This window comes from Pseudophaeobacter sp. A-200-2, from assembly GCF_041008815.1.
Lineage (GTDB): Bacteria > Pseudomonadota > Alphaproteobacteria > Rhodobacterales > Rhodobacteraceae > Phycobacter > Phycobacter gallaeciensis_A.
This window is the reverse complement of sequence record NZ_JAXGFU010000003.1, coordinates 325,895-350,141: the sequence shown is the minus strand read 5'-3', so window position 1 is coordinate 350,141 and position 24,247 is coordinate 325,895. Positions and strand designations below refer to the sequence as shown.

The window sequence follows — 24,247 nt, the reverse complement described above, 5'->3', positions numbered from 1 at the left end:
TATGCGGTTGTGGGGTCAGATCAGGGTTCGCACTGGAACGTGACTTGTTCCTTGGTCGGGTCAAGCGCCGGTTCCGGGCCGGAGGTAATTGTTATGGAACTGGCGCCTTTGCAGATTTCGTTTGCGAGGCGGGCTTTGATGTCCTCGATGGGGGTGCCGGGTTCGAAATTCAGAACACCCTGCATCGGGGCGGTGATGGCCGCAGCGGAGGTTGCGGTCAGCACGGAAAGACACAGCGCGCCTGCAGTGGTGTGCAGCCGCGTGCGGAATGAGGACGCAGGGAAGACATCATCTGGGTTGTGTTCAGTCATTTGGGCGCCTCTTGCAGGGTGGAACCGTGTGCGACTTGGCCTGTGGTCATTCGGAGCAGACTGGCCGACCCGGGTTTCCGAAAGGTGAAGCCGCAACGGGACGCTGCTGCAAAAGACGCCGGGATGGCCTCTTCAGCAACAGGGTCCGGGTGAATGTGATTTGTCAAAACTGAAGACACCGCCCGGCGGCAACGCCGGGCAGCGCCCAACCCACTCCATGGGAGGGCGCTTTCGCACCCCCCCAGGGTCGGGCGCTGCCCGTGGCTGATATGGTCAGCGGCAGACACGTCAGCCCAGCTCGATCGCTTTCAGCACCGCTTCGCCCAGGCCCGCGGGGCTGTCGGCGACCACGATACCGGCCGATTTCATGGCTTCGATCTTGTCTTCGGCGCCGCCCTTGCCGCCGGCGACAATCGCGCCCGCGTGGCCCATGCGGCGGCCCGGAGGGGCGGTACGGCCGGCGATGAAGCCAGCAACCGGCTTCCAGCGGCCTTTCTTCTTCTGCTCGGCGAGGAAGGCTGCGGCTTCCTCTTCGGCGGAGCCGCCGATTTCACCGATCATGATGATCGACTGGGTCTCGTCGTCATCGAGGAACATGTCCAGCACGTCGATATGCTCGGTGCCCTTGATGGGGTCACCGCCGATGCCAACCGCAGAGGACTGGCCGAGGCCGATATCAGACGTCTGTTTCACGGCTTCGTAAGTTAGGGTGCCGGAACGGCTCACAACACCCACGCTCCCGCGTTTGTGAATGTGACCGGGCATGATGCCGATCTTGCAGGCGTCGGGGGTGATGACACCGGGGCAGTTCGGGCCGATCAGGCGCGATTTGGAGCCTTCCAGCGCGCGCTGCACCTTCATCATGTCCAGAACCGGGATGCCTTCGGTGATGCAGACGATCAGCTCCATCTCGGCGTCGATGGCTTCGAGGATCGAATCCGCCGCGAAGGGGGGCGGCACGTAGATGACGGATGCATTGGCTTCGGTCACGTGCTTGGCCTCGTGGACCGAGTTGAAGACCGGCAGGTCAAGGTGGGTCTGACCACCTTTGCCGGGGGTCACGCCGCCGACCATCTTGGTGCCATAGGCGATGGCCTGTTCAGAGTGGAAGGTGCCCTGCGAGCCGGTGAAGCCCTGACAGATGACCTTGGTGTTTTCGTCGATGAGGACTGCCATTTTTAGGAGTCTCCTGTTCTATCTTTTTGCGATTGTGTAGTAGGCGACGCCGCCACGAGCGCCGCCTTCAATGCCGAACTTGGTGCGGCCAATTTTCACTTCGTACCATTTGCTGCCGCCGATCGCGCTCTTGCGAGCACGCAGGCTGCCACCAGTCTTCCGGGCAAAATCCACTGCGATGCTTTGGATTGTCGCGTCGGCTGGAGCAGGGGCTCCTCCAAAGTTTACTCTGCAGGATTCCCCAGCGTCATATGCCACACCAGCTCCGCGGAAGTTCTTTGCAGAGTAGATGGTGGCACGTGCAGCATGCTCAATGGCGTACGCTTCTAAAGCGGGTGCATTGTTTGCGCAGACTTGCCTGAAGATCTTCGCTTCACGGGAAGCGCCCAGCAAGTGGTCCGGTGTCGCGTCGACAACAGACGCGTCAGTTCCACCATCAACATAGGACGGAGCAACGTAGGCTGTCGCTGCAGGCCCTGCGCCGACGCCTGAACGCTGGCCACCCTGAGGCAGATCCGCAGGCGACATCGCACCAGAGTGCAATGTGGCCGCTGGGATGTAGGTATCGGTCGCGGGATCATATCTCCCGCCTTCAGCACCTGGCAAGGGCGCACTGTATGCAGCTGGGTTTGTCGACAAAATAGATTGCTGACTGTTGCCAGAGGCATAGTCACTGGTGCAAGCGGCCATCGCGAATAGGCAGGTGCACAGCAAGGAGCTGACCAGGCGCATCAAGTTCAGCCCTTCACCGCTTTCACGATCTTCTCGGCGCCGTCGGACAGGTTGTCTGCCGCGATCACGTCGAGGCCGGAGGTGTTGATGATCTCCTTGCCCGCTTCGACGTTGGTGCCTTCCAGACGCACGACCAGCGGAACCTTGAGGCCGACTTCCTTCACCGCGGCGACAACGCCCTCGGCGATGACGTCGCAGCGCATGATGCCGCCGAAGATGTTCACCAGGATGCCTTTGACGTTCGGGTCAGAGGTGATGATCTTGAACGCCTCGGTCACTTTCTCCTTGGTGGCGCCGCCGCCCACGTCGAGGAAGTTCGCAGGCTCAGCGCCGTAGAGCTTGATGATGTCCATTGTGGCCATCGCCAGACCCGCACCGTTTACCATGCAGCCGATCTCACCGTCCAGCGCGATGTAGTTCAGGTCATACTTGGAGGCTTCGAGTTCCTTGGGGTCTTCTTCGGTCTCGTCGCGCAGGGCGGCCACGTCGGGGTGGCGGTAAACGGCGTTGCCGTCAAAGCCCAGCTTGGCGTCAAGCACCTTCAGATCGCCGCCATCGGTCACGATCAGCGGGTTGATCTCCAGCATCTCCATGTCTTTTTCGACGAAGGCTTTGTAGAGCTGACCCATCAGCTGCACGCACTGCTTGACCTGCGCGCCCTTGAGACCGAGCGAGAAGGCGATGCGGCGGCCGTGGAACGGCTGGTAACCGGTGGCCGGATCGACCGAGAAGGAGAGGATCTTTTCCGGGGTTTCTGCCGCGACTTCCTCGATGTCCATGCCGCCTTCGGTGGAGCAGACAAAGGAGATGCGCGAGGTCTGGCGGTCTACCAGCAGCGCCAGGTACAGTTCGGTCTCGATGCCAGAGCCGGCTTCGATGTAGATGCGGTTGACCTGTTTGCCCGCCGGGCCGGTCTGGTGGGTCACAAGGGTGCGTCCCAGCATCTTCTTGGCTTCTTCGGCGGCTTCTTCGACCGATTTGGTCAGGCGCACGCCGCCTTTTTCACCGGCATCGGCTTCCTTGAAGGAGCCCTTGCCGCGGCCACCTGCGTGGATCTGCGCTTTGACAACCCAGAGCGGGCCGTCCAGCTCGCCGGCTGCGGTTTTTGCTTCATCGGCTTTCAGCACCACGCGCCCGTCGGACACCGGAGCGCCGTAGCTGCGGAGAAGGGCCTTGGCCTGATATTCGTGGATGTTCATAGAAAACTGTCCCGTCTGGCTAAATTGGTCGTCACTATAACGCCGTCATAGAGCAAAGGTTTAAAGGGTTTTCTGACGGCAGTCCGAGAAATGATGAAGTTTTTTCGCATTTGTGATCACACGTTTGAGGGCTGTGATCACAAAAATGCCGACGAGGCGCTTGATTCGTCTGGCGCTGAAAATTTATTCAAAATACCGAATGTCGTCACCCCCGCGCGGGCGCCACTGCCAAGGCCCGTCACCATGGCACCCCCCGGAACAACACGGTGACCAGATCGTCAGCGCAACCCCGGAACGCAAAACGGGCCTCATCCCCTTTTGATTGAAGAAGGGATGAAACCCGCAAGACCCGGTTCTGGAGGTGGGTGGGTTAGTGCGCCGCCATCGGCTGGGCAGTGTCGACAGATCGCCCGCGCCGCAGCAGGATCAGCGCGCCAAGGACAAACGCCCATTCGGTCACAGTCACGATGATCAGTGCGGCATCTGGGGTGCCGTCAAATCCGATGCTGACGATGCGGCCCAGCCCGTAGCCCGCATAGATCAGCAGGGACAGCAGCAGGGCAGGTTGCATATCCCGTCCGCGCAGCGCCGCGCCCAGCACGAAAAGGCCGGAAATCAGTACCACCACCCCGCCTGCGCGCAGGTCCGATCGGATCATGGTGCTGTCCGGCAGGATTTGGGCAGAGCTGGCATAAAGCGCTTCGGGCGCAAAGCTGAGCATCACCCCGACGAAGAGCAGAACTGCGGCGGACAGAAACAGATAGGGTTTCACGAATTTCGACATGAGAGAGCCTCCTTTTGACACGATGTAAGATTTGTGGTCTTGTGGCGCAAAATCTTACATTGCGTCAAGTGGAAATCTTACATCGTGTCAAATAAGCGCGTTCAAACCCGCAATCTACTCCTTGAAACCGTCCTGTCGTTGCTGCTGGCCCCCGGGGGATCACCCCTGCGGATGGTGGATGTGGCCAAGGCTGCCGGGGTGACCCGGCAAACGGTCTATGCCCATTTTTCTAACCGTTCGGAGATGCTGATCTCGGCGATCCTGCATTTCGGCGATCAGCTCGATATAGAGGCGCGGCTGGCGCCCAGCCGCACGGCGCCGGACGGGCGCAGCCGCCTGGAGGCCTACACTCGGGCGATGCTGGAGTTCTTTCCGGAGATCTACCCGCTGAAACAGTCGTTGATGCGGATGGGCGCGAGTGATGAAGAGGCGAAATCCGCCTGGCAGGACAGGATCCGCGCCATGAAGGAAGGCTGCGCCGAGGCGGTGAAGGCGCTGAAATCAGATGGCGACCTGCTGGAGCATCTAAGCGAAGAACAGGCGACGGATCTCTACTTCACCCTGCTCAGCATGGATGGATGGGCGCATTGCGTGCTGGAAAACGGCTGGTCCGATGCGGACTATCTGGCCGAGATGCAGCGGGTGATCACCCTGGCGCTGGTCAAGCAGTGAGCCGCTGATCCGCAACGAAAAAGGGCCCGGAAAACCGGACCCTTTTCCAAATCGCTTGGTGCTGGTCTTAGGCCAGCGAGGCGTCGATGCCTTTGCAGGCGTCGACCAGACCTTTGACTGCGTTGACCGAGTTGTCGAACATGGCTTGCTCGTCTTTGGTCATCTTGATGTCGATGACGCGCTCGACACCGCCGGCACCGATCACGGTGGGCACGCCCACGTACATGCCGTTGAGACCAAGTGCACCGTCCACATAGGCGGCGCAGGGCAGAACGCGCTTCTGGTCTTTCAGGTAGGCTTCGGCCATTTCGATTGCCGAGGTCGCCGGTGCGTAGAAGGCGGAGCCGGTTTTCAGCAGGCCAACGATTTCGGCGCCGCCATCACGGGTACGCTGCACGATGGCGTCCATCTTCTCTTGTGTGGTCCAGCCCATCTGCACCAGGTCGGGCAGCGGGATACCGGCAACGGTGGAGTAGCGGGTCAGCGGAACCATGGTGTCGCCGTGGCCGCCCAGAACAAAGGCGGTGACGTCTTTCATGGAGACCTTGAATTCTTCGGCCAGGAAGTGGCGGAAGCGGGCGGAGTCCAGAACGCCGGCCATGCCGCAGACTTTCTCGTGGGGCAGGCCCGAGAATTCGCGCAGAGCCCAGACCATCGCGTCCAGCGGGTTGGTGATGCAGATCACAAAGGCGTCGGGCGCGTTGTCGCGGATGCCTTCGCCAACGGATTTCATGACTTTCAGGTTGATACCCAGCAGGTCATCGCGGCTCATGCCCGGCTTGCGCGGCACGCCGGCGGTGACGATGCAGACGTCTGCGCCCGCGATATCGGCATAGCTTTGGGTGCCCTTCAGCGAGGCGTCAAAGCCTTCGGAGGGACCGGATTCTGCGATATCCAGCGCTTTGCCTTCCGGGGTGCCTTCGGCAATATCGAAAAGAACGACGTCGCCGAGTTCTTTCAGAGCTGCGAGATGGGCAAGGGTGCCACCGATCTGACCTGCGCCGATAAGGGCGATTTTGGGTCGTGCCATGGGGATGTCTCTCCGGTCCGGTTGAATTTGCAGCGATGCCTAAGCCCTAACGCGCCGCCACGCAAGCCTTCTGCGCTGCGGCGTGGGGTTTGCGCGGCTTGCGGGCCAGTAGATAGGCGGGCTAAATGATTTTGAAATAAAGGAGTTCTGCTGCGTGCCGATGGTGGATGTCAGCCCGATGTTTTTCGCCGTTGCGGTGCCTGCCGTGGTCTTTGCCGGGGTGTCCAAGGGCGGCTTTGGCTCGGGCGCGGCCTTTGCCGGAGCTTCGATTCTTGCGCTGATTGTCGAGCCGGGTCAGGCGCTTGCGCTGATGCTGCCGCTGTTGATGCTGATCGATGTGGCGTCTCTCAGACCCTATTGGCGGCGCTGGAATGGGCGCGATGGTCTGTTGCTGATCGCGGGCGGGTTGCCGGGGGTGGCGCTGGGGGCCTGGCTGTTCTCCGCAATCGAGGCCGATACCATGCGGCTGTTGATCGGGGGGCTGTCGATTGCCTTTGTGATCTGGCAATTGCGCGGCCGCATCGGGCTGGCCATGCAGGCGCAGCGCGATCTGCCCGGCTGGAGCGGGGTTCTGGCCGGGGGCGTTGCGGGCTTCACCAGCTTCGTCAGCCACGCGGGCGGGCCGCCCGCCGCGGTCTATCTGCTGAGCCGCCGCCCCACGAAAACCGAATATCAGGCAACCACGGTGCTGGTCTTCTGGGTGCTGAACATCGCCAAGGCCGTGCCCTATGCCGGGCTGGGCCTGTTCAGCGCCGAGACGCTGAAACTGGATCTGATGCTGGCGCCCTTTGCCCTATTCGGGACATGGGCGGGGGTGCGGCTGCACCACAGCATTCCCGAAAGGGTATTCTTTGCCCTGGCCTATGTCCTGCTGACGGTGACGGGCGTCAAACTGATCTGGGACGGGCTGACCTGAGGGCTACGCCCTGCGCATCCCGGCCCGTGTCAGCAGGCCGTATCAGGCGTCGTTGTCTGCGTTGGGCAGGGCTTCGGCCAGCGCCTCGTAGGATTGGCCCGAGGCCATCAGGCAGGTCATGCCATTGGGCATCGTCACGGTGATGGTCCAGGTGCCGGATTCGGTCGAGGCAAAGGTCTCCATCACCACGCCCTGACCGCCAATGCCGATGCTTTGGCGGCTTTCGCCGTATTTCTCGGCCAGTCGTCCGACGACGACCTCGCGTGGGGCGCAGTTGCGGCCCTGGGCGAAGGATTGCGTTGCGGTCAGCACCAGGATGGCCAGACCTGCGGTTGTTTTGAACATCGTCTTCTTCATGGGTTTTACCCTTTCCCGAACGGCCTGACAGGGAAAGAGACAGCAACCTGCGCTCTTCCGAAGTCCCATGTGTGGGCCGGTGTGTGAGTGACGTAATCGTTATGCGGGCCTTTGGCCCAGGGGAGTGCTGCGGACCGCCGGGTCAGCAGGTTCAATGCAGGCCATTCCGGCCCCGTGCGGGCGGATCACAGTCGGACTGAAATGGGCTGGCCGTGATCACCTGCGCGATAGGTAAACTGTGCCAAGAAGGTGCTGATAACAGGTTAACCCTGTGCGCGCTCACGATTCGGTTGGAAATTCAAGGACTTTGTTGCGCGGATTTTGTGCTTTCTGCACTGCGGCAGGATTTTTCTTGAAAGTATCTGGCCGAATCTGTACCGGTTTGCGCAACAAAATAACTTGGAGAGATCAGATGGACCCGCGCACCCGCCCTTATCGTTCGGTTCTGTATATCCCCGGCTCAAAGCCGCGCGCGCTGGACAAGGCCCGCAACCTGCCGGTTGATGCGGTGATCTTTGACCTCGAGGACGCGGTTTCGGTCGAGGAAAAGGAAAACGCCCGCGACACGCTGGCTGCCGCGCTGGCCGAAGGGGGGTATGGCGCCCGGGTGCGGATCGTGCGGATCAACGGGCTGGACACCCAGTGGGGCCGCGCCGATGCCGAGGCGGCGGCAAAGATGGATTGCGATGCGATCCTGCTGCCGAAGGTTTCCTCTCCCGGCGATCTGGACGCGCTGGCCGAAATCACCGGTGACAAGCCGCTCTGGGCAATGATGGAAACCCCGCGCGGCATGCTGAATGCGGCGGAGATCGCAGCGCATCCCAAATTGCAGGGCATGGTGATGGGCACCAACGATCTGGCCAAGGAGTTGCAGACCCGTTTCCGCGCCGACCGCCTGCCGATGATGGCCGGGCTGGGCCTGTGCCTGCTCGCGGCCAAGGCCGAAGGTAAGATCATCGTCGATGGCGTCTACAATGCCTTCAAGGATGATGAGGGGCTGAAAGTTGAATGCGATCAGGGCCGCGACATGGGGTTCGACGGCAAGACGCTGATCCACCCGGCGCAGGTTGATGTGACCAACACCGCCTTTGCCCCGTCTGAGGCCGAGATTGATCTGGCCCGCCGCCAGATTGCCGCCTTTGAAGAGGTCGAAGCCTCGGGGCAGGGCGTAGCCGTGGTTGATGGCAAGATCGTCGAGAACCTGCACGTGGCGACGGCGCGGGAGATTCTTGCAAAAGCGGATGCAATCGCAGCCATTTCGGCCTAGGTGTGAATCAGTTTAACACCTAAATCGGAGACTGATATGGCACTTCTGGTCCTGGGCATCCTGCTTTGGTGGGGCGGGCATATGTTCAAACGCCTCGCCCCCGACGCGCGCGCCTCCCTTGGCGACAAAGGCAAGGGGATCACCGCATTGGCCATCGTGGCGGGCATTGTCCTGATGGTCATCGGCTATCGCGCTACAGATTTCATCTACGTCTGGGCGCCGCCGTCCTTCATGGTGCATATCAATAACCTGCTGGTGCTGATCGCCATCTATATGATGTCTCCGGCCCCGAAAAAGGGCGCGCTGCTGTCCGGTATGCGGCATCCGATGCTGACGGGTTTCGCGCTTTGGGCGATTGCGCACCTTCTGGTCAATGGCGATCTCGCCTCGATCGTGCTGTTTGGCGGTATGCTGCTTTATGTGCCGGTGCAGATGATGCTGATCAACCGTGCAGAGCCGCAATGGACGCCCGGCCCCAAGGGCAGCATCGCCAAGGATGGCATGTTCTTTGTCGCCTCGATCGTGCTGCTCGCGGTGATCGGCTATATTCACGGGCTGATCGGCCCCACACCATTTCCGGGATAACTGAGCCATGAAACTTTACCGCTTTCTGAGCGAAGACGACACTTCTGCCTTTTGTCACAAGGTGACCGATGCGCTGAACAAGGGATGGGAGCTGTATGGCAGTCCCACCCAGACCTTTGACCCGGTCAAAGGCATCATGCGTTGCGGCCAATCCGTGGTGAAAGAGGTGGAGGGCACCTACACACCTGACACAAAACTAGGAGAGCACTGATGGCGAAGACCACAGCTGCGAAAACCAATCCGGGGCGCTTTTTCGAAGACTACAAGGTGGGGGATGTGATCGCCCACGCGGTGCCGCGCACCGTTTCGGGGGGCGAAAGGGCGCTGTATCACGCGCTCTATCCGGCGCGTCATGCGCTCTATTCCTCGGATGAATTTGCGCGCGGCTGTGGTCTGCCTGCAGCGCCGCTGGATGATCTGGCGGCCTTCCACATCGTATTCGGCAAGACGGTGCCGGATATCTCGCTCAATGCCGTGGCGAACCTGGGCTATGCTGAGGGCCGCTGGCTGCTGCCTGTTTACGAGGGCGATACCCTGCGCTCGGAATCCGAGGTGATCGGGGTCAAGCAGAACTCCAACGGCAAATCGGGCGTGGTCTACGTGCGGACCCGCGGGCTGAACCAGAACGACGATGTCGTGATGGAATACGTGCGCTGGGTGATGGTGCGTAAGAAGGACCTTGATGCGCCCGCGCCCGAAACTGTGATCCCCGAGCTGAGCAAGGTGATCCCGGCCTCGGATCTGAAGATCCCCGGTGGGCTTGATTTCAGCGGCTACGATTTCACCTTGGCGGGTGAGGCGCATCGCTGGGGCGATTACGAGGTGGGCGAGACCATCGACCACGTCGATGGTGTGACAGTCGAAGAGGCCGAGCATATGCTGGCCACCCGTCTGTGGCAGAACACCGCCAAGGTGCATTTCGACGCCACCGCGCGGCCCGATGGTACTCGGCTGATCTATGGCGGTCACGTGATCTCCATGGCGCGGGCGCTGTCCTTCAACGGGTTGGCCAATGCGCAGATGATCGTCGGGCTCAACGGCGGTGCGCATGCGAACCCCTGCCTGTCCGGCACCACCATCCGCGCTTGGTCCGAGGTACTGGACAAGGCCGATACCGAAGCCCCCGGCGTCGGTGCCATCCGCCTGCGCCTGGTCGCCACCAGCGGCGGCGCCCCCTTCGCGCTGAAGGGCGAAGACGGCAAATACCTGCCCGAGGTCCTGCTGGATCTCGACTACTGGGCGCTGATGCCCAAGTAAGCTCAAAAGACCCGCCCCCGCTTGCGACCCGGCTGTTGCCCGGGACGGTGCGGGGGCACTACACTTCTGACATCGAAATACGGATATATCGTCGGCCAGGCGGAGCCGAAGCGCCGCAGCCGTGATTCTGCGCAATTTTTGGGAAACCAAGATTTGTGATCACTTATCTGACCCGCGTGATCACAAAATCCGGCTTTTCTGCGATGCAGTACAAATATGACCCGATTTTTACCACTCGTTTGCGTGACAGCGCGCAAAAATCCGCTAAAACGTGAGCAGCTAACCGGAAAGGAGCCAACATGGCCGATGTAAATCGGGGCAATCGCCCGCTTTCGCCGCATCTGTCGATTTACCGCCCGCAGATCACCTCTGTCACCTCGATCCTCACGCGGATCACAGGCAACGCCCTGATCGTGACCGCATTGCTGGTTGTCTGGTGGTTCCTCGCTGCGGCGACCTCTGCTGAATATTTCGCAATCGCCAACGGAGTGCTGACCAGCTGGTTCGGCGATCTGGTCCTCAGCCTGTCGGTCCTGGGCATGTGGTATCACCTGCTGGCCGGTGTGCGTCACCTGCTCTGGGACAACGGCAAGATGATGGATCTGGAACCCGCGCAGAAACTGGGCTGGGTTGTCGTCATCGGGTCGGTTGTCCTGACCGCCATCACCCTGATCATCGTCTGACGCCAAGGGAGAGAGAAAGCTATGCGATATCTTACAGACCGCAAGCGCGCCATTGGCATGGGCGCCGCGAAATCCGGAACCGAGCATCATTGGTCGATGCAGGTCAGCTCGGTCGCGCTGCTGATCCTGGTGCCGCTGTTCATCTTCACCTTCGGCTGCGCGCTGGGCGGATCCTATGAAGAGATCACCGCCTATTACGCGCGTCCCTTCCCGGCGATCATCGCCGCGCTGACCATCTGGGTCGGCATGATGCACTTTAAATCGGGTGCGCAGATCATGCTTGAGGATTACGTCCACGGCTTCAAGGGCCGTCTGGCGATCATCCTGATGACCTGCCTGTCCTACGCCGTCGCCGTGACCGGGGTTTACGCCCTCGTCCGTCTGGCCCTTTAATCCCCGAGGTTCCCAATGGCTGCTTACGAATACGAAACACATGACTATGACGTGGTCGTGGTGGGTGCCGGCGGCGCCGGTCTGCGCGCGACTCTCGGCATGGCCGAACAGGGGCTGCGCACGGCCTGTGTGACCAAGGTTTTCCCGACCCGCTCCCACACGGTTGCGGCGCAGGGCGGTATCGCCGCCTCGCTGTCGAACATGGGCCCGGACCACTGGCAGTGGCACATGTATGACACCGTCAAAGGCTCGGACTGGCTGGGTGACACCGACGCGATGGAATACCTCGCCCGCGAAGCGCCCAAGGCGGTTTACGAGCTGGAACACTATGGCGTGCCGTTCTCCCGTACCGAAGAAGGCAAGATCTACCAGCGTCCGTTCGGTGGCCACACCACCGAATTCGGTGAAGGCCCCGCCGTGCAGCGGACCTGTGCCGCGGCTGACCGGACCGGTCACGCCATCCTGCACACGCTTTATGGTCAGAGCCTCAAGAACAACGCCGAGTTCTACATCGAGTATTTCGCCATCGACCTGATCATGTCCGAAGACGGGCAGTGCCAGGGCGTTGTTTGTTGGAAACTCGACGACGGCACCATGCATGTCTTCAACGCCAAGATGGTCGTGCTCGCGACCGGCGGTTATGGCCGTGCCTACTTCAGCGCCACCTCGGCTCACACCTGCACCGGCGACGGTGGCGGCATGGTGGCCCGTGCGGGTCTGCCGCTGCAGGACATGGAATTCGTGCAGTTCCATCCGACCGGCATTTACGGTTCCGGCTGCCTGATCACCGAAGGCGCGCGCGGCGAAGGTGGCTATCTCACCAACTCCGAAGGCGAACGGTTCATGGAGCGTTACGCGCCCCAGTACAAGGACCTTGCCCCGCGCGACTATGTCTCCCGCTCCATGACCATGGAGATCCGCGAAGGCCGCGGTGTGGGCGAACATGGTGATCACATTCACCTGAACCTGTCGCACCTGCCGCCCGAGGCCCTGGCCGAACGTCTGCCGGGCATCTCGGAAAGCGCCAAGATCTTTGCCGGTGTCGATGTCACCAAGGAGCCGATCCCGGTTCTGCCGACGGTGCACTACAACATGGGCGGCATTCCGACCAACTACTGGGGTGAAGTGCTGAACCCCACCGCCGAAGATCCCACCGCCGTGGTGCCGGGTCTGATGGCCGTGGGCGAAGCGGGCTGCGCCTCGGTGCACGGTGCCAACCGTCTGGGATCGAACTCGTTGATCGACCTCGTCGTGTTCGGCCGCGCCGCTGCGATCCGCGCCGGCAAGGTGGTCGACGCAGACGCGCCGAACCCGGTGCTGAACCAGTCCCAGATCGACAAGGCCTTTGATCGGTTCGACGGGCTGCGCAACGCAAATGGCGGTATCCCGACCGCGGATCTGCGTCTGGAAATGCAGCGCACCATGCAATCCGACGCGGCGGTCTTCCGCACCTCGGAAACCATGGCCGAAGGCGTCGAGAAGATGACCGCCATCGCCGCGAAACTCGGGGACCTCAAGGTCACCGACCGCTCGCTGGTCTGGAACTCTGACCTGATGGAAACGCTGGAGCTGACCAACCTGATGCCGAACGCGCTGGCCACCATTGTTGGCGCAGAGGCCCGCAAGGAAAGCCGCGGCGCCCACGCGCATGAGGATTTCACCACCCGTGACGACGAAAACTGGCGCGTCCACTCGGTTGCCCGCGTCGAAGGCAACTCGGTCGATCTCAGCTATCGTCCGGTGGTCGTGGATCCGCTCAGCACCGAAGCCGAGGGCGGCATCAGCCTCAAGCGGATCGCGCCCAAAGCGCGGACCTTCTGAGGCAGAGCACCCATGCCTCTGGTCGCATATCCCTTGCATCATGCAGCGCGTCCCCTTCCAGGGGGGCGCCTGCCTGCATGCGGGGCTATGCGGGCCTGTGATATTGCCTGTGACGGGAGGGGCATCTGATGGCCTCTGTCGCATCGCAACCGGTCTCTGCATGGCAGCAACTGGGGATTATCCCGGGCGTTGCCCTGCGCCTGTTCGGCATGCGCCGCTCGGGCAACCACGCCATCGTGGGGTGGATGCAACGCAATGCGCCGGGCGGACGGTCGGTGTTCCTTAACAATTGTAAGCCGGGCAACGATCCGTTCCGGTCCTTTCGCGGGATCGAAGTGGATGGTGCCCACGCGCCCCAGCACAAGGCGCTGCGTGATATGGCTTCGGTTGCAGGCACGGCAGGCAATGGCGCGCTTCTGGTGATGTCCTACGAGGATACCTCTCCGGCTGAATTCACCGGCGAGCGGCAGGTCTCTGGTCCCTTTGACGAGGGGCTCTTGACCCGCAACGTGGTGATCTATCGCAGTTTCCTCAACTGGTCCGCCTCGCTTTTGAAAAAGATGCAGGGCAATTCCGGTTACAGCCTGGTGCGGCGCAACGCGATCCTGCTGCGCGCCATGGACACCTATACCCGGCTGCTGGGACTGGTCGAACAGGCCCGCGATCTGGCGATCAGCTGCATCTCTTATGATCGCTGGTGCGGTGACGCGGCCTATCGCGCCGCGCTGCTGGGAGAGCTGGGTCTTGAGACCCGCGACAATACCCTTGGCACGGTGCAGCGCTATGGCGGTGGCTCCTCTTTCCAGAAAGAGGCGCAGAGCGCCGAAGACCTGCAAACCGATCAACGCTGGCGCCAGATGGCCGGGGATGCGGAATATCAGGCGGTGCTGCACCTTGCGGCGCGCGATACTGCGCTCACCGACCGGCTGTCGCGCCTGTTCCCCGCAGATGCTGCCGTGCTGTCCGGCATCGCGGCCAAGGCGCCAATGGCAAACGGAGGGCTGGCATGATGGCCCCCGCAGATAACAACGCTGACGCCCTTTTGGGCGCAACACTCGCTTTCCGGCAGGGTCGCCCCGCGCCGGTTCATCCGATCTCCTGTCTGCAGGCACCGCTTTGGTCCCTGACGATGGGCGGCTAAGCAAGGAGACAGATCTATGGTCGAATTCGCACTTCCGAAAAACTCCAAGATCACCACGGGTAAGACGTGGCCCAAGCCTGAAGGCGCAACCAATGTCCGCAAGTTCCAGATCTATCGCTGGAACCCGGATGACGGCAAGAACCCGCAGGTCGACACCTATTTCCTGGACATGGACAAATGCGGTCCCATGGTTCTGGACGCGCTGATCAAGATCAAGAACGAGATCGATCCGACGCTGACCTTCCGCCGCTCCTGCCGCGAAGGCATCTGTGGCTCCTGCGCGATGAACATCGACGGGATCAACACCCTGGCCTGTATCTATGGCCTGGATGAGGTGAAGGGCGACGTGAAGATCTACCCGCTGCCGCATATGCCGGTGGTGAAGGACCTTATCCCCGATCTGACGCATTTCTATGCGCAGCATGCCTCGATCATGCCCTGGCTGGAAACCAAGACCAACCGCCCGGCGAAGGAGTGGAAGCAGTCCATCGAGGACCGCAAGAAGCTCGACGGGCTGTATGAATGCGTGATGTGCGCCAGCTGCTCGACCTCCTGCCCGTCCTACTGGTGGAACGGCGATCGCTATCTCGGCCCGGCCGCGCTGCTGCACGCCTACCGCTGGATCATCGACAGCCGCGATGAAGCCACCGGCGAGCGTCTGGATCAGCTGGAAGATCCGTTCAAGCTTTATCGCTGCCACAGCATCATGAACTGCGCCAAGACCTGCCCGAAGGGCCTGAACCCCGCCAAGGCGATTGCTCATATCAAGCAGATGATGGTCGAACGCGCCGTCTGATCCCAATAACGGTTTTGAAATCTGATCCGCCGCGACGAGTCCCTCGTCGCGGCGGTTTCTTTTGGGCTGGGGGCGCCGCTCCTCCTTGCCGCGCTTTGCCAAACCTGTCTAATTCACCGGCATGGATCCTTTCATCTCTGCCCTTGTTCTGGCTGGTTTTGCCGGCTTGGCGCTGCCGATTGGTGGTGCGCTGGCGTGGATCGAGAACATCCGCGATGCAGAGCTTCACAAAGCGGTGCTGTCCTGGGTTACCTCCTTTGGCGGTGGCGCCCTGCTGAGCGCGGTAGCGCTGGTGCTTATCCCCGAGGGAACAAGAATGCTGACGCCGATGGAGGCCCTGTTCTGGCTGGGGGCAGGCGGGCTCGCGTTCTACTGGATCGACAAGGGCATGTCCCGGGGGCAGGGCAGCCTGGCGCTGCTGTTTGCCATGCTGCTGGATTTCCTGCCTGAGGCGCTGGCCCTTGGCGCCATGCTGAGTGCGGAGGATGGCACCGCGCTGTTGCTGGCGCTGATGATCTTTTTGCAGAACGTGCCCGAAGGCTTTGCCGCATTCCGCGATATCTGGCGTTGCGACAGTCCAGCCTGGCACGTGCTGCTGCTGTTTGTCGGCCTGGCAGCCCTTGGCCCGCTTTGTGCCGCAGTGGGGCTGATCTGGCTGGAACAGCAGTCGCATATCCTGGACGTGATCATGGTCTTTGCCTCGGGCGGGATCCTGTATCTTCTGCTTCAGGACATTGCTCCGAAAGTGCATGAGGCGGGCAGTACGGCGCCGTCGCTGGGGGTCGTGGCAGGCTTCGCGCTTGGGCTGGCCGGGCATCTGCTGATCGGATGATGTGCGGGCTGTTCAGCGATGGCCCGTTTGTGGGGCGGCAGAGCTGCCGCTGCGCCAGGTCTTCTTGGGTCAAAGGTTTGTCATTTCTGCATGGCGACTTTGCTCAAAAGCGGCCTGCTCACGCCTGCGTTCCTTGCATATGTTCTGGCCAAGGGAGGAAGCAGCCTGAACACAAGGACATGTTTCCATGGAAAATACCGTCGCACAGACCGTCAAACTCATCGAAGACAAAGCCGCCGCAGCGCTCAAGGATCTGGAGCAGGCATGGGCCTATTTCACCCCCGCTGCCCTGCCGCAGCCGCGTGAAGAGCAGCCGGTTGCCGCCTACGCGCCTTACTACGAGGCAGCCTGACCCGGGCACCTTGGCCGAGGCCGGATTGATAGGCTTGCAGGAGGGCGCTAGACAGCGCGTATGCCCATTCTTCTGCTGATCCTTCTCGCCGGTGTCTTTGCCTATTTCATTTGGCGCCATACCACGTCTTCGCTGACCCGCAACTGCCGCTGGCGCGCCGAGCGCAGCAAGGGCCAGTGGCGCTGCACCTTTTGCGGCGCGGTACAGCCGGGTGATGCGGCGCCGCGCCAATGCCTGAACCCGGCAAGACAGGGCAGGGGAGGGCGCTGATCGGGGCGCCGGGGGATCTCCCGCGCACGACACGGCAGCCAGATGCTGCCTTTCGCCCTTGGGCGTAGCGCCGCGCGACGCGCGGCGCGGGACACGCGGCAGATGGCGTGTTTCTGACGCGAGGGTTGCACCCCTAGGGTAGGGCCGGGCGTTGCCGATTCAGTGCAGCTATCGGGGCGCTGAAAAAATCCGCAGCCTCGTGCAGAAAACCACTTGAACGACTCAAAGGTTTGCCCGATATGCGCGCTTAAGACGCCAACGCACGCGCCTCTGTCGAAAGGGCTCAAAGCCCTAGGGTTACGTAGCGACGGTAACGTCTCTGATTGAAGTGAGCGGTCATAGATGGCCGGGTCTTTTGGAGATGACCATGAACGCAAACGTCACCGGGCAAATCGCCCGCGAATGTGAAGTCGTACCTACAGCACGCCACATCGAGTATATCGCGAACACCGCTTTCGCACGTCCGACCCTTGTGATCGACGGCGCCGCCGTGTCGCGCCAGTATCAGGCGCTGGCAAATGGTCTGGGCCGCGCCCGCATCCACTATGCGGTCAAGGCCAACCCCGAAGCAGCCCTGCTGCGCCGCCTCGTGCGCTCGGGTTCCAACTTCGATGCGGCCAGCCGCGCCGAGATCGAGATGTGCCTGGCCGCCGGTGCCGCGCCGCATCAGATCACCTTCGGCAACACCATCAAACGCCCGGCTGACATCGCCTTTGCCCATGGCATTGGCATCCGTCATTTCGCTGTCGATGCGGTGGAGGAGCTGGAGAAACTGGCCGACCACGCGCCCGGCGCCCACGTCTGTGTGCGTCTGCTGGTCGATGCCACTGGCGCCGACTGGCCGCTCAGCCGCAAATTTGGCTGCACCCCGGATATGGCGCTGGCGCTGATGGATCGTGCGCGCACGCTGGGCCTCGTGGCCGATGGTCTGTCTTTCCATGTCGGCTCGCAGACACGTGACCCGATGATGTGGGGGGCGACGCTGGATCAGGTCCACGTTGTCTGGCAGGCCGCAAAAGATGCAGGCCATTCCATGCGCCTTCTGAACATCGGTGGCGGTTTTCCGGCGTCTTACGTCAATACCGTGATGGGGCCGAGTGACTATGCCCGCGGGGTGATGGCGCAGGTTGATGCGCGTTTCCCCGATGCGGTCGAGGTAATGGCCGAGCCGGGTCGCGGTCTGGTGGCAGAGGCGGGCGCCATCGTGGCCGAGGTGCTGTTGGTGTCGAAGAAACACGAAGACGACCTGCACCGCTGGGTCTATCTGGATATCGGCAAGTTCTCGGGGCTGGCGGAAACCATGGACGAGGCGATCCGCTATCGCATCACCTCTGACCGCGATCATGAGAGCACTGGGCCTTGCGTTCTGGCGGGGCCCTCCTGCGATAGCGCGGATGTGCTTTATGAAAAGCAGCCCTACCAGCTGCCGCTTGGCCTCAAGGCTGGGGATCGCGTGGTGATCCATGCTTGTGGCGCCTATACCTCGACCTATGCCTCGGTCGGGTTCAATGGCTTCCCGCCGCTGGATGTGGTGGTGATCTGACCCCGGCGCGGGCCATGATCAGGGAAATTTGAAGGTCGCAAGGGCGTTCGGGGCTTGTACCCGGGCGCCTTTGGTTTTTTGAATGCAGAGAACGACAACCGGACACCGCGCCCATCGTCGCAGATCGACCGCTTGTTCGGCCATAGGCCGGACAGCCCCCGCCCGCCCCCAAGGCGGGGGCTTTGCCCCCACCACGGGCGAGGCCTGTCCTGCGCGCAATGGAAGAGGAGACACGGTACCCAGACACGAGGAGCCCTTGCGACCATGACCCATACCCATCATCCCGCCCCGGCAGACGCCGAGGCCCGCAAGGCCGTCAAACCGGTCATCTGCTATCCCAATGAAACACTGCCGGTGCCGGATCTACCGCTCTACCGGGCGGCGCGCGAGGGCGCGGAGAAGACCGGCGAGGTGCTGGTTCCGGCCCGCGATGCGGCTTGTTTCGAAGTGCCCGCCGGGCATTTCTTCCGCATCTCCTCGGTCGAGGGGCCGCAGGTGGGGGATCTCAACCTGTGGAACCGCAATGACCTGTCCGAGCGTTTCTATTCCGGCAAGAGCCGCGCCCTGCATGGCACCCACCTGACCAGCGGGGAGCGCATGTGGACCAGTTTTCCGTATCTGCGCCCAATGGCCACCATCACCGAGGATACGCTGGAGTGGTACGGCATGGATGCCTATGGCGGATCGGTGCACGATGTGATCGGCACCCGCTGTGATCCCTATACCGGCAATCTGCTGGCGGGCAGCCAGTACCACTATTGCTGCCACTCCAACCTGACCCGGGCGCTGGCCGATCATCTGGGCGTGAGTCTTGTGGAGGCGGAGCCGCATGTGCATGATGTGCTGAACGTTTTCATGTGCACCGGCTTCACCCGCGACACCGGGCAGTATTTCATGAAGGCCAGCCCGGTCCGCCCCGGCGATTATCTGGAGTTCTTTGCCGAGATAGACCTGCTGGGCGCGCTCAGCGCCTGCCCCGGCGGGGATTGCTCCTCTGAGCATTCCAGTGATACCGCCGCATGCCATCCGCTGCTGGTAGAGGTCTTTGCCCCCGCTGCGGGCGCGTTGGAGGGATGGAGCAGCCCGCCGGTGAATGGCTACGACCGCAGTCACGGCTGCTAAAGCGGGCTCTCCCGCGCCTCTTTGCAGCCCTGCCGGGGGCCGCAAAAGCCTTGGGCCCGGCAGCGCGCGTGCCGCGCGCTGCGCCATCGCCTGACGCAAGCACATGAAAAAAGGCAGCGGAGGCGATCCGCTGCCTTTCTTATGTTCCTTAGAGATCGTGACCACGCCAGTCTCAGGCGAAGGCGGCTTCCAGCGCGATTTCAACCATATCGCCAAAGCTGCGCTCGCGCTGATCCGAGGGCAGCGCTTCGCCGGTTTGCAGATGGTCCGACACCGTCAGCACCGCCAGCGCCCGGCAGCCATAGCGGGCCGCGAGGGTGTAGAGCTCGGCGGCTTCCATCTCGACGCCCAGAATGCCGTGACGCACCATCTGGTCATTGAGATCGGGCCGTTCGTCATAAAAGGTATCCGAAGAATAAATCCCGCCCACGTGGGTGGTGACATCACGCGCCGCGGCGGCCCGCGCAGCGGCCTGCAGCAGCGACCAGTCAGCGCAAGGGGCGAAATTGACCTCTTTGAAGATTGTGTCCGAGGGGGATCCGGCAGTGGTGGCCGTCATCGCGAGGATGACATCTCTCAGTCCAACCGTTTTCTGCATGCCACCGCAGGAGCCGATACGGATCAGGGTTTTGGCGCCAAAATCCCGGATCAGCTCATTTGCGTAAATGGAAAGCGATGGCATTCCCATGCCGCTCCCCTGAATTGTCACCGGATTGCCGTTCCAGCTGCCGGTAAATCCCAGCATGCCCCGGACGTCATTTACCAGACGGGCGTCCTGTAAAAAGGTTTCTGCCGCCCATTTCGCGCGATAAGGATCGCCGGGCATCAGAACCGTTTCGGCAATCTCGCCATTTTTGGCGCCAATATGGATTGTCACTGCGTTTCTCCAGTCCGGTCAGGATCAGATTTCCAGATCCGAGATATCCATTCCGGCGGTCAGGGCAGCATGCACCCAGTGCGGTTTACGGCCACGGCCGCTCCAGGTTTCTTCGGGATTGTTTGGATTGCGGTATTTGGCGGCCGCTTTTTGTTTTTTACCGCCGCCACGCTGGTTGCCACCGGTAATCTCTTCCAGAGCAAAACCGTATTTGGCAGCAGCGGCTTCGGCGGCTTTCAGGGCTTCCTGACGTTCGCGGATTTCTGCCGATTTAATTGCCGCATCAATTTGAGATTTCAGCTCAACAAGTTCGCTGCGCGACATGGAAGAAAGATCAATGCTCATTGTGATACTCCGGATCGTTAGGGCCACACCCGATTTTTCGTGCGGCCCTATATGACGATATTGACCCGGAAATATTAGCGGAATTTTCCCCATTTTGGGAAAAAAATCGTGATCAACCCATTAAGATGCAATCGCGGGTGGTTTTGCGAGGTCGACAATGTCGCTCATAATTGAATTTAGCTCGAAATCTTTTGGCGTATAGACCCGCGCCACTCCCATTTTTTTCAACCGTTCGGCATCGTCATCGGGAATAATACCGCCGACAACCACCGGAATGTGATCCAGCCCGGCATCGCGCAACAGCTGCATCATGTCCTCGACCAGTGGCAGGTGGCTGCCGGACAGGATCGACAGGCCGATCACATGGGCGTCGTCCTTCTGAGCCTGAGCCACCAGTTCCTGGGGCGTCATGCGGATACCGTCATAGGTGATGTCCATGCCGCAGTCGCGGGCGCGGAAGGCGATCTGCTCGGCGCCGTTGGAGTGACCATCAAGGCCGGGTTTGCCGACCACGAACTTGAGCCGCCGCCCCAGCTGGTCGCTGACCGCGTTGACGGCATCGCGCAGGTCCTCAAGACCCTCGGTCTTGTTAGAGGGGGAGCCGGAGACGCCGGTCGGGCCGCGATAGGTGCCATAGGCCTTGCGCATTTCCTCGGCCCATTCACCGGTGGTGACGCCTGCCTTGGCTGCCGCGATGGAGGGTTCCATGATGTTGCTGCCGTCCTTGGCCGCCTGACGCAGCGCGGCCAGCGCCTGCTCTACGGCGGCATTGTCGCGTTCGGCGCGCCAGGTGTTGAGGCGGGCGATCTGCTGCTGCTCTACGGCAGGGTCGACGACCATGATGCCGCCATCTTCGGTCTGCAGCGGCGAGGGCTCGCCCTCGGTCCAGCGGTTGACGCCGACCACGACGGTCTCGTTCCGCTCGATCCGGTTCAGGCGTTCGGCGTTGGAATCCACCAGACGCGATTTCATGTATTCGATCGAGGCAACCGCCCCGCCCATGGAATCGAGGTTGGCCAGCTCGGCACGGGCGCCGTCCTTCAATTCCTCGACCTTGCGGTCTACCGCCGGGTTGCCGTCGAACAGGTCCTCGTATTCCAGAAGGTCGGTCTCATAGGCCAGGATCTGCTGCATGCGCATCGACCACTGCTGATCCCAGGGGCGGGGCAGACCCAGCGCCTCGTTCCAGGCCGGCAGCTGCACGGCGCGGGCGCGCGCCTTTTTCGAGAGCGTCACCGCCAGCATTTCGATCAGGATGCGGTAGACGTTGTTTTCCGGCTGCTGCTCGGTCAGGCCAAGGGAGTTCACCTGCACGCCATAGCGGAAGCGACGGAATTTCGGGTTGTCGACGCCATAGCGCTTTTCGCAGATCTCGTCCCAGAGATCGACAAAGGCACGCATCTTGCACATCTCGGTGACGAACCGGATGCCTGCGTTCACAAAGAACGAGATCCGTCCCACCAGCGCCGGGAAATCTTCGGGCGCGATACGCGGGCGCAGCTCGTCCAGAACCGCCTGTGCGGTGGCCAGCGCAAAGGCCAACTCCTGCTCCGGCGTCGCGCCGGCCTCTTGCAGGTGGTAGGAGCAGACGTTCATCGGGTTCCACTTGGGCACATTGGTGTAGCAGTATTCAGCCACATCCGCGATCATCTTGAGGCTGGGTTTCGGTGGGCAGATATAGGTGCCGCGCGACAGGTATTCCTTGATCAGATCGTTTTGTACCGTGCCTTGCAGCTTGCTGATGTCAGCGCCTTGTTCCTCGGCCACGGCGATATAAAGCGACAACAGCCAGGGCGCGGTCGCGTTGATCGTCATCGAGGTATTCATCTGCTCCAGCGGGATCTGGTCGAAGAGAGTACGCATGTCGCCCAGGTGGCTGACCGGCACACCGACCTTGCCCACCTCGCCGCGCGCCAGCACGTGATCGCTGTCATACCCGGTCTGGGTCGGCAGGTCGAAGGCGACGGACAGGCCGGTCTGACCCTTGGCCAGGTTCGAGCGGTACAGCGCGTTGGAGGCCTCGGCGGTGGAGTGTCCGGCATAGGTCCGGATCAGCCAGGGACGATCGGCTTTGCGGTCATTCTGCGTCTGCGACATGGGCGGGCCTCGCGATTCTGTGTTGGGTAATTTTATTTCGCTGTGGCGATGTAAAGCGGAATAATAAACCCATGTCAATTCGCTGCGTTGCGGCGAACACCGCGTCAGGCGCTGATCCTGCGTTACAATTGCCCGTGCAGGCCTTTGCTGCCACAGTCGGGCCATGACGAGTACCGTAGAGCTTCCGCTTTGGCTGTTTGTGCTGATCCTGCTGTTTGCTGCGGTCACCTTTGCCTCGCATTTCCTGTTTCCATCCGTGCGCTGGTTCTTCCGGCGGCGGCTGGAACGGGCGGTGGCACGGCTCAACCAGCGACTGGAGCGCCCGATCGAGCCATTCCGGCTGGCGCGGCGCTATGACATGATCCAGCGGCTGATCTATGATCCGCAGGTGGCGCAGGCGGTGGCCGATCACGCGGCGGCGGAAGGCATTCCCGACAACGTCGCCTTTGAAGAGGCGCGGCGCTATGCGCGCGAGATCGTGCCCTCCTTTTCCGCCTTCACCTATTTCAGCTTTGCCATTCGCGTCACGCGCTGGCTGTCCAACGCGATCTACCGGGTGCGTCTGGGCCATCAGGACGAAGAGGCCCTGCGCCGCATCGACCCGGAGGCGACGCTGGTCTTCGTGATGAACCACCGCAGCAACATGGATTACGTGCTGATCACCTATCTGGCAGCGCGGCGCTCGGCCCTGTCTTATGCGGTGGGGGAGTGGGCGCGGGTCTGGCCGCTGTCGCGGTTGATCCGGGCCATGGGGGCCTATTTCATCCGTCGCAAATCCCGCAATGAACTCTATCGCCGGGTGCTGGCCACCTATGTGCGCCTTGCCACGCAGGGCGGCGCGACGCAGGCGATGTTCCCCGAAGGCGGCCTTAGCCTGGACGGCGCGCTGGCGCCGCCGCGTCTTGGGCTGCTGAAATACATTGTCGACGCGCGGGATCCGGCCGGGCCGGGGCGGGATGTGGTCTTTGTGCCGGTGGGGCTGAATTACGACTGGGTGCTGGAGGACAAGATCCTGACCTCGGCCGGGCGCGCCGGAGAGCGCCGGTTCCGCGCCCGTATCGGCGTGGTGATGGCGCGGATGCTGCGGCAGCTGTGGCTGTGGATGACCGGTCGCTATCACCGGTTCGGCTATGCTGCGGTGAACTTTGGCCGCCCTTTGAGCCTTGCGGAATTCACCGCCGCGCAGCAGGCTGCCGATCCTTCTGGGCCGGTCACGGCGTCAGATCTTCCCGAACCCCTGTCGCAGGAGCTGATGGAGCGGATCGGTGATATCGTACCGGTACTGCCGGTGCCTGCGGTCTGCTGGTTGCTGCTGTCCGAAGGCGCAATGACGCGCAGCGCGCTGGAACAGCGGCTTGCGGCGCTACTGGAGCGGATGCCACTCTCCCATATTCATCTGCCTCGCGACAGCCGGTCCTATGCGGTTGAAACAGCGCTGCGGATCCTGGTGCGGCGCGGCATCCTGCGCTCAGAACACGGGCGTTACGTGCCGGTGCCCGCCAAACGGGACCTGCTGACCTACTATGCCAACTCCATTCGTCACCTGCTGCCTGCAGCGGCCCTGCCCACGGATGCTGCAGACGCCAAGGAAATTTCTGCGTCTGCGAGGTCATAAAATTACAAAACAACCTCAAATGGGGTTGCATTATTACCTTGCCGTTTTTATTCCCTAGGTAGACCCGCGATTCT

At 61.8% G+C, this 24,247-nt stretch carries 27 protein-coding genes; 17 read left to right on the top strand and 10 right to left on the bottom strand.

Going from position 1 to position 24,247, the window contains the following annotated elements; genetic code table 11:
* Positions 1–20 precede the first annotated feature (20 nt).
* From SM766_RS06600 to SM766_RS06580, 5 genes are all read right to left on the bottom strand, one after another.
* On the bottom strand, positions 21–311 hold the full coding sequence (locus tag SM766_RS06600) for a hypothetical protein (RefSeq protein WP_065272508.1): 291 nt from the start codon (positions 309–311) through the stop codon (positions 21–23).
* 288 nt (positions 312–599) lie between these two features.
* Complete coding sequence (gene sucD, locus SM766_RS06595) at positions 600–1,487, bottom strand: succinate--CoA ligase subunit alpha (protein ID WP_065272509.1); 888 nt, start codon at positions 1,485–1,487, stop codon at positions 600–602.
* 18 nt (positions 1,488–1,505) lie between these two features.
* Complete coding sequence (locus SM766_RS06590; protein WP_368947283.1) at positions 1,506–2,219, bottom strand: hypothetical protein; 714 nt, start codon at positions 2,217–2,219, stop codon at positions 1,506–1,508.
* 5 nt (positions 2,220–2,224) lie between these two features.
* Complete coding sequence (sucC, locus tag SM766_RS06585) at positions 2,225–3,418, bottom strand: ADP-forming succinate--CoA ligase subunit beta (RefSeq protein ID WP_065272510.1); 1,194 nt, start codon at positions 3,416–3,418, stop codon at positions 2,225–2,227.
* Between the two features lie 370 nt (positions 3,419–3,788).
* Positions 3,789–4,202: a DUF4345 domain-containing protein gene (locus tag SM766_RS06580; RefSeq protein ID WP_274837556.1), complete on the bottom strand. Its 414-nt coding sequence runs from the start codon at positions 4,200–4,202 to the stop codon at positions 3,789–3,791.
* Positions 4,203–4,286: 84 nt separating this feature from the next.
* Between SM766_RS06580 and SM766_RS06575 the strand changes: the two genes are divergently transcribed.
* The gene (locus SM766_RS06575) at positions 4,287–4,874 is read left to right on the top strand and encodes a TetR/AcrR family transcriptional regulator (protein WP_368947282.1); all 588 of its coding nucleotides are present in this window, start codon (positions 4,287–4,289) and stop codon (positions 4,872–4,874) included.
* Positions 4,875–4,941: 67 nt separating this feature from the next.
* On the opposite strand, the gene mdh is transcribed toward SM766_RS06575, so the two are convergent.
* A complete protein-coding gene (gene mdh / locus SM766_RS06570) occupies positions 4,942–5,904 on the bottom strand; it encodes a malate dehydrogenase (RefSeq protein ID WP_065272512.1) in 963 nt (320 codons plus the stop codon).
* Positions 5,905–6,064: 160 nt separating this feature from the next.
* On the opposite strand from mdh, the gene SM766_RS06565 reads away from it, so the two are divergent.
* On the top strand, positions 6,065–6,820 hold the full coding sequence (locus tag SM766_RS06565; protein WP_368947358.1) for a sulfite exporter TauE/SafE family protein: 756 nt from the start codon (positions 6,065–6,067) through the stop codon (positions 6,818–6,820).
* Positions 6,821–6,862: 42 nt separating this feature from the next.
* Here the strand turns inward: SM766_RS06565 and SM766_RS06560 are convergent, their stop codons facing one another.
* Positions 6,863–7,177 carry a hypothetical protein gene (locus SM766_RS06560; protein ID WP_065272514.1) on the bottom strand — a complete coding sequence of 105 codons (315 nt, stop codon included), beginning with the start codon at positions 7,175–7,177 and terminating at the stop codon, positions 6,863–6,865.
* 412 nt (positions 7,178–7,589) lie between these two features.
* Between SM766_RS06560 and SM766_RS06555 the strand changes: the two genes are divergently transcribed.
* The 14 genes from SM766_RS06555 to SM766_RS06490 all read left to right on the top strand — a co-directional run bounded on the left by SM766_RS06555 (position 7,590) and on the right by SM766_RS06490 (position 19,239).
* Complete coding sequence (locus tag SM766_RS06555) at positions 7,590–8,444, top strand: HpcH/HpaI aldolase/citrate lyase family protein (RefSeq protein WP_368947281.1); 855 nt, start codon at positions 7,590–7,592, stop codon at positions 8,442–8,444.
* 36 nt (positions 8,445–8,480) lie between these two features.
* Positions 8,481–9,029: an NnrU family protein gene (locus SM766_RS06550; protein WP_065272516.1), complete on the top strand. Its 549-nt coding sequence runs from the start codon at positions 8,481–8,483 to the stop codon at positions 9,027–9,029.
* A gap of 7 nt (positions 9,030–9,036) precedes the next feature.
* Complete coding sequence (locus SM766_RS06545; RefSeq protein WP_065272517.1) at positions 9,037–9,240, top strand: DUF1737 domain-containing protein; 204 nt, start codon at positions 9,037–9,039, stop codon at positions 9,238–9,240.
* The gene (locus SM766_RS06540; RefSeq protein WP_274834617.1) at positions 9,240–10,286 is read left to right on the top strand and encodes a MaoC family dehydratase; all 1,047 of its coding nucleotides are present in this window, start codon (positions 9,240–9,242) and stop codon (positions 10,284–10,286) included. Before SM766_RS06545 ends, SM766_RS06540 begins: the two co-directional genes overlap by 1 nt.
* A 299-nt stretch (positions 10,287–10,585) precedes the next feature.
* Positions 10,586–10,969, top strand: coding sequence for a succinate dehydrogenase, cytochrome b556 subunit (gene sdhC, locus SM766_RS06535; protein ID WP_065272519.1), 384 nt, complete (start codon positions 10,586–10,588; stop codon positions 10,967–10,969).
* Positions 10,970–10,990: 21 nt separating this feature from the next.
* Positions 10,991–11,362: a succinate dehydrogenase, hydrophobic membrane anchor protein gene (sdhD, locus tag SM766_RS06530; protein WP_065272520.1), complete on the top strand. Its 372-nt coding sequence runs from the start codon at positions 10,991–10,993 to the stop codon at positions 11,360–11,362.
* Positions 11,363–11,377: 15 nt separating this feature from the next.
* Positions 11,378–13,183, top strand: a complete 1,806-nt coding sequence (sdhA, locus tag SM766_RS06525; protein WP_274827605.1) for a succinate dehydrogenase flavoprotein subunit — start codon at positions 11,378–11,380, stop codon at positions 13,181–13,183.
* A gap of 128 nt (positions 13,184–13,311) precedes the next feature.
* Positions 13,312–14,193: a hypothetical protein gene (locus tag SM766_RS06520; RefSeq protein WP_368947280.1), complete on the top strand. Its 882-nt coding sequence runs from the start codon at positions 13,312–13,314 to the stop codon at positions 14,191–14,193.
* A 147-nt stretch (positions 14,194–14,340) separates the two neighbouring features.
* The gene (locus tag SM766_RS06515; RefSeq protein WP_065272523.1) at positions 14,341–15,120 is read left to right on the top strand and encodes a succinate dehydrogenase iron-sulfur subunit; all 780 of its coding nucleotides are present in this window, start codon (positions 14,341–14,343) and stop codon (positions 15,118–15,120) included.
* A gap of 121 nt (positions 15,121–15,241) precedes the next feature.
* A complete protein-coding gene (locus SM766_RS06510; RefSeq protein WP_368947279.1) occupies positions 15,242–15,952 on the top strand; it encodes a ZIP family metal transporter in 711 nt (236 codons plus the stop codon).
* A 187-nt stretch (positions 15,953–16,139) separates the two neighbouring features.
* Positions 16,140–16,304 (top strand): hypothetical protein, encoded by a 165-nt coding sequence (locus SM766_RS06505; protein WP_274831414.1) that lies wholly within the window; start codon positions 16,140–16,142, stop codon positions 16,302–16,304.
* A gap of 60 nt (positions 16,305–16,364) precedes the next feature.
* Complete coding sequence (locus SM766_RS06500) at positions 16,365–16,574, top strand: hypothetical protein (protein WP_274827608.1); 210 nt, start codon at positions 16,365–16,367, stop codon at positions 16,572–16,574.
* 361 nt (positions 16,575–16,935) lie between these two features.
* Positions 16,936–18,117 (top strand): type III PLP-dependent enzyme, encoded by a 1,182-nt coding sequence (locus SM766_RS06495; protein ID WP_368947278.1) that lies wholly within the window; start codon positions 16,936–16,938, stop codon positions 18,115–18,117.
* Between the two features lie 264 nt (positions 18,118–18,381).
* Entirely contained in the window at positions 18,382–19,239 is an 858-nt protein-coding gene (locus tag SM766_RS06490; RefSeq protein WP_368947277.1) for an urea carboxylase-associated family protein, read from the top strand.
* Between the two features lie 172 nt (positions 19,240–19,411).
* Here SM766_RS06490 and deoD read toward each other — a convergent pair whose 3' ends face one another.
* The 3 genes from deoD to SM766_RS06475 all read right to left on the bottom strand — a co-directional run bounded on the left by deoD (position 19,412) and on the right by SM766_RS06475 (position 22,558).
* Positions 19,412–20,116, bottom strand: coding sequence for a purine-nucleoside phosphorylase (gene deoD / locus SM766_RS06485; RefSeq protein ID WP_368947276.1), 705 nt, complete (start codon positions 20,114–20,116; stop codon positions 19,412–19,414).
* 24 nt (positions 20,117–20,140) lie between these two features.
* Entirely contained in the window at positions 20,141–20,461 is a 321-nt protein-coding gene (locus tag SM766_RS06480; protein ID WP_065272529.1) for an H-NS histone family protein, read from the bottom strand.
* Between the two features lie 120 nt (positions 20,462–20,581).
* Complete coding sequence (locus SM766_RS06475) at positions 20,582–22,558, bottom strand: protein meaA (protein ID WP_065272530.1); 1,977 nt, start codon at positions 22,556–22,558, stop codon at positions 20,582–20,584.
* Positions 22,559–22,721: 163 nt separating this feature from the next.
* Here SM766_RS06475 and SM766_RS06470 point away from each other — a divergent pair, with 163 nt between their 5' ends.
* On the top strand, positions 22,722–24,173 hold the full coding sequence (locus SM766_RS06470; protein ID WP_274834611.1) for a 1-acyl-sn-glycerol-3-phosphate acyltransferase: 1,452 nt from the start codon (positions 22,722–22,724) through the stop codon (positions 24,171–24,173).
* Positions 24,174–24,247: the final 74 nt, after the last annotated feature.

Excerpts from the sequence above, each read along its gene's own strand:
- SM766_RS06515 (WP_065272523.1), top strand. The coding sequence starts at position 14,341 with ATGGTCGAATTCGCACTTCCGAAAAACTCCAAGATCACCACGGGTAAG.
- SM766_RS06560 (WP_065272514.1), bottom strand. The coding sequence starts at position 7,177 with ATGAAGAAGACGATGTTCAAAACAACCGCAGGTCTGGCCATCCTGGTG.
- sucC (WP_065272510.1), bottom strand. The coding sequence starts at position 3,418 with ATGAACATCCACGAATATCAGGCCAAGGCCCTTCTCCGCAGCTACGGC.
- SM766_RS06505 (WP_274831414.1), top strand. The coding sequence starts at position 16,140 with ATGGAAAATACCGTCGCACAGACCGTCAAACTCATCGAAGACAAAGCC.
- SM766_RS06545 (WP_065272517.1), top strand. The coding sequence starts at position 9,037 with ATGAAACTTTACCGCTTTCTGAGCGAAGACGACACTTCTGCCTTTTGT.
- sdhC (WP_065272519.1), top strand. The coding sequence starts at position 10,586 with ATGGCCGATGTAAATCGGGGCAATCGCCCGCTTTCGCCGCATCTGTCG.
- SM766_RS06500 (WP_274827608.1), top strand. The coding sequence starts at position 16,365 with ATGCCCATTCTTCTGCTGATCCTTCTCGCCGGTGTCTTTGCCTATTTC.
- SM766_RS06550 (WP_065272516.1), top strand. The coding sequence starts at position 8,481 with ATGGCACTTCTGGTCCTGGGCATCCTGCTTTGGTGGGGCGGGCATATG.
- SM766_RS06540 (WP_274834617.1), top strand. The coding sequence starts at position 9,240 with ATGGCGAAGACCACAGCTGCGAAAACCAATCCGGGGCGCTTTTTCGAA.
- sucD (WP_065272509.1), bottom strand. The coding sequence starts at position 1,487 with ATGGCAGTCCTCATCGACGAAAACACCAAGGTCATCTGTCAGGGCTTC.
- SM766_RS06470 (WP_274834611.1), top strand. The coding sequence starts at position 22,722 with ATGACGAGTACCGTAGAGCTTCCGCTTTGGCTGTTTGTGCTGATCCTG.
- SM766_RS06520 (WP_368947280.1), top strand. The coding sequence starts at position 13,312 with ATGGCCTCTGTCGCATCGCAACCGGTCTCTGCATGGCAGCAACTGGGG.
- SM766_RS06565 (WP_368947358.1), top strand. The coding sequence starts at position 6,065 with ATGGTGGATGTCAGCCCGATGTTTTTCGCCGTTGCGGTGCCTGCCGTG.
- SM766_RS06555 (WP_368947281.1), top strand. The coding sequence starts at position 7,590 with ATGGACCCGCGCACCCGCCCTTATCGTTCGGTTCTGTATATCCCCGGC.
- SM766_RS06600 (WP_065272508.1), bottom strand. The coding sequence starts at position 311 with ATGACTGAACACAACCCAGATGATGTCTTCCCTGCGTCCTCATTCCGC.
- SM766_RS06510 (WP_368947279.1), top strand. The coding sequence starts at position 15,242 with ATGGATCCTTTCATCTCTGCCCTTGTTCTGGCTGGTTTTGCCGGCTTG.
- SM766_RS06480 (WP_065272529.1), bottom strand. The coding sequence starts at position 20,461 with ATGAGCATTGATCTTTCTTCCATGTCGCGCAGCGAACTTGTTGAGCTG.
- SM766_RS06475 (WP_065272530.1), bottom strand. The coding sequence starts at position 22,558 with ATGTCGCAGACGCAGAATGACCGCAAAGCCGATCGTCCCTGGCTGATC.
- sdhD (WP_065272520.1), top strand. The coding sequence starts at position 10,991 with ATGCGATATCTTACAGACCGCAAGCGCGCCATTGGCATGGGCGCCGCG.
- SM766_RS06490 (WP_368947277.1), top strand. The coding sequence starts at position 18,382 with ATGACCCATACCCATCATCCCGCCCCGGCAGACGCCGAGGCCCGCAAG.
- SM766_RS06580 (WP_274837556.1), bottom strand. The coding sequence starts at position 4,202 with ATGTCGAAATTCGTGAAACCCTATCTGTTTCTGTCCGCCGCAGTTCTG.
- SM766_RS06590 (WP_368947283.1), bottom strand. The coding sequence starts at position 2,219 with ATGCGCCTGGTCAGCTCCTTGCTGTGCACCTGCCTATTCGCGATGGCC.
- mdh (WP_065272512.1), bottom strand. The coding sequence starts at position 5,904 with ATGGCACGACCCAAAATCGCCCTTATCGGCGCAGGTCAGATCGGTGGC.
- SM766_RS06495 (WP_368947278.1), top strand. The coding sequence starts at position 16,936 with ATGACCATGAACGCAAACGTCACCGGGCAAATCGCCCGCGAATGTGAA.
- sdhA (WP_274827605.1), top strand. The coding sequence starts at position 11,378 with ATGGCTGCTTACGAATACGAAACACATGACTATGACGTGGTCGTGGTG.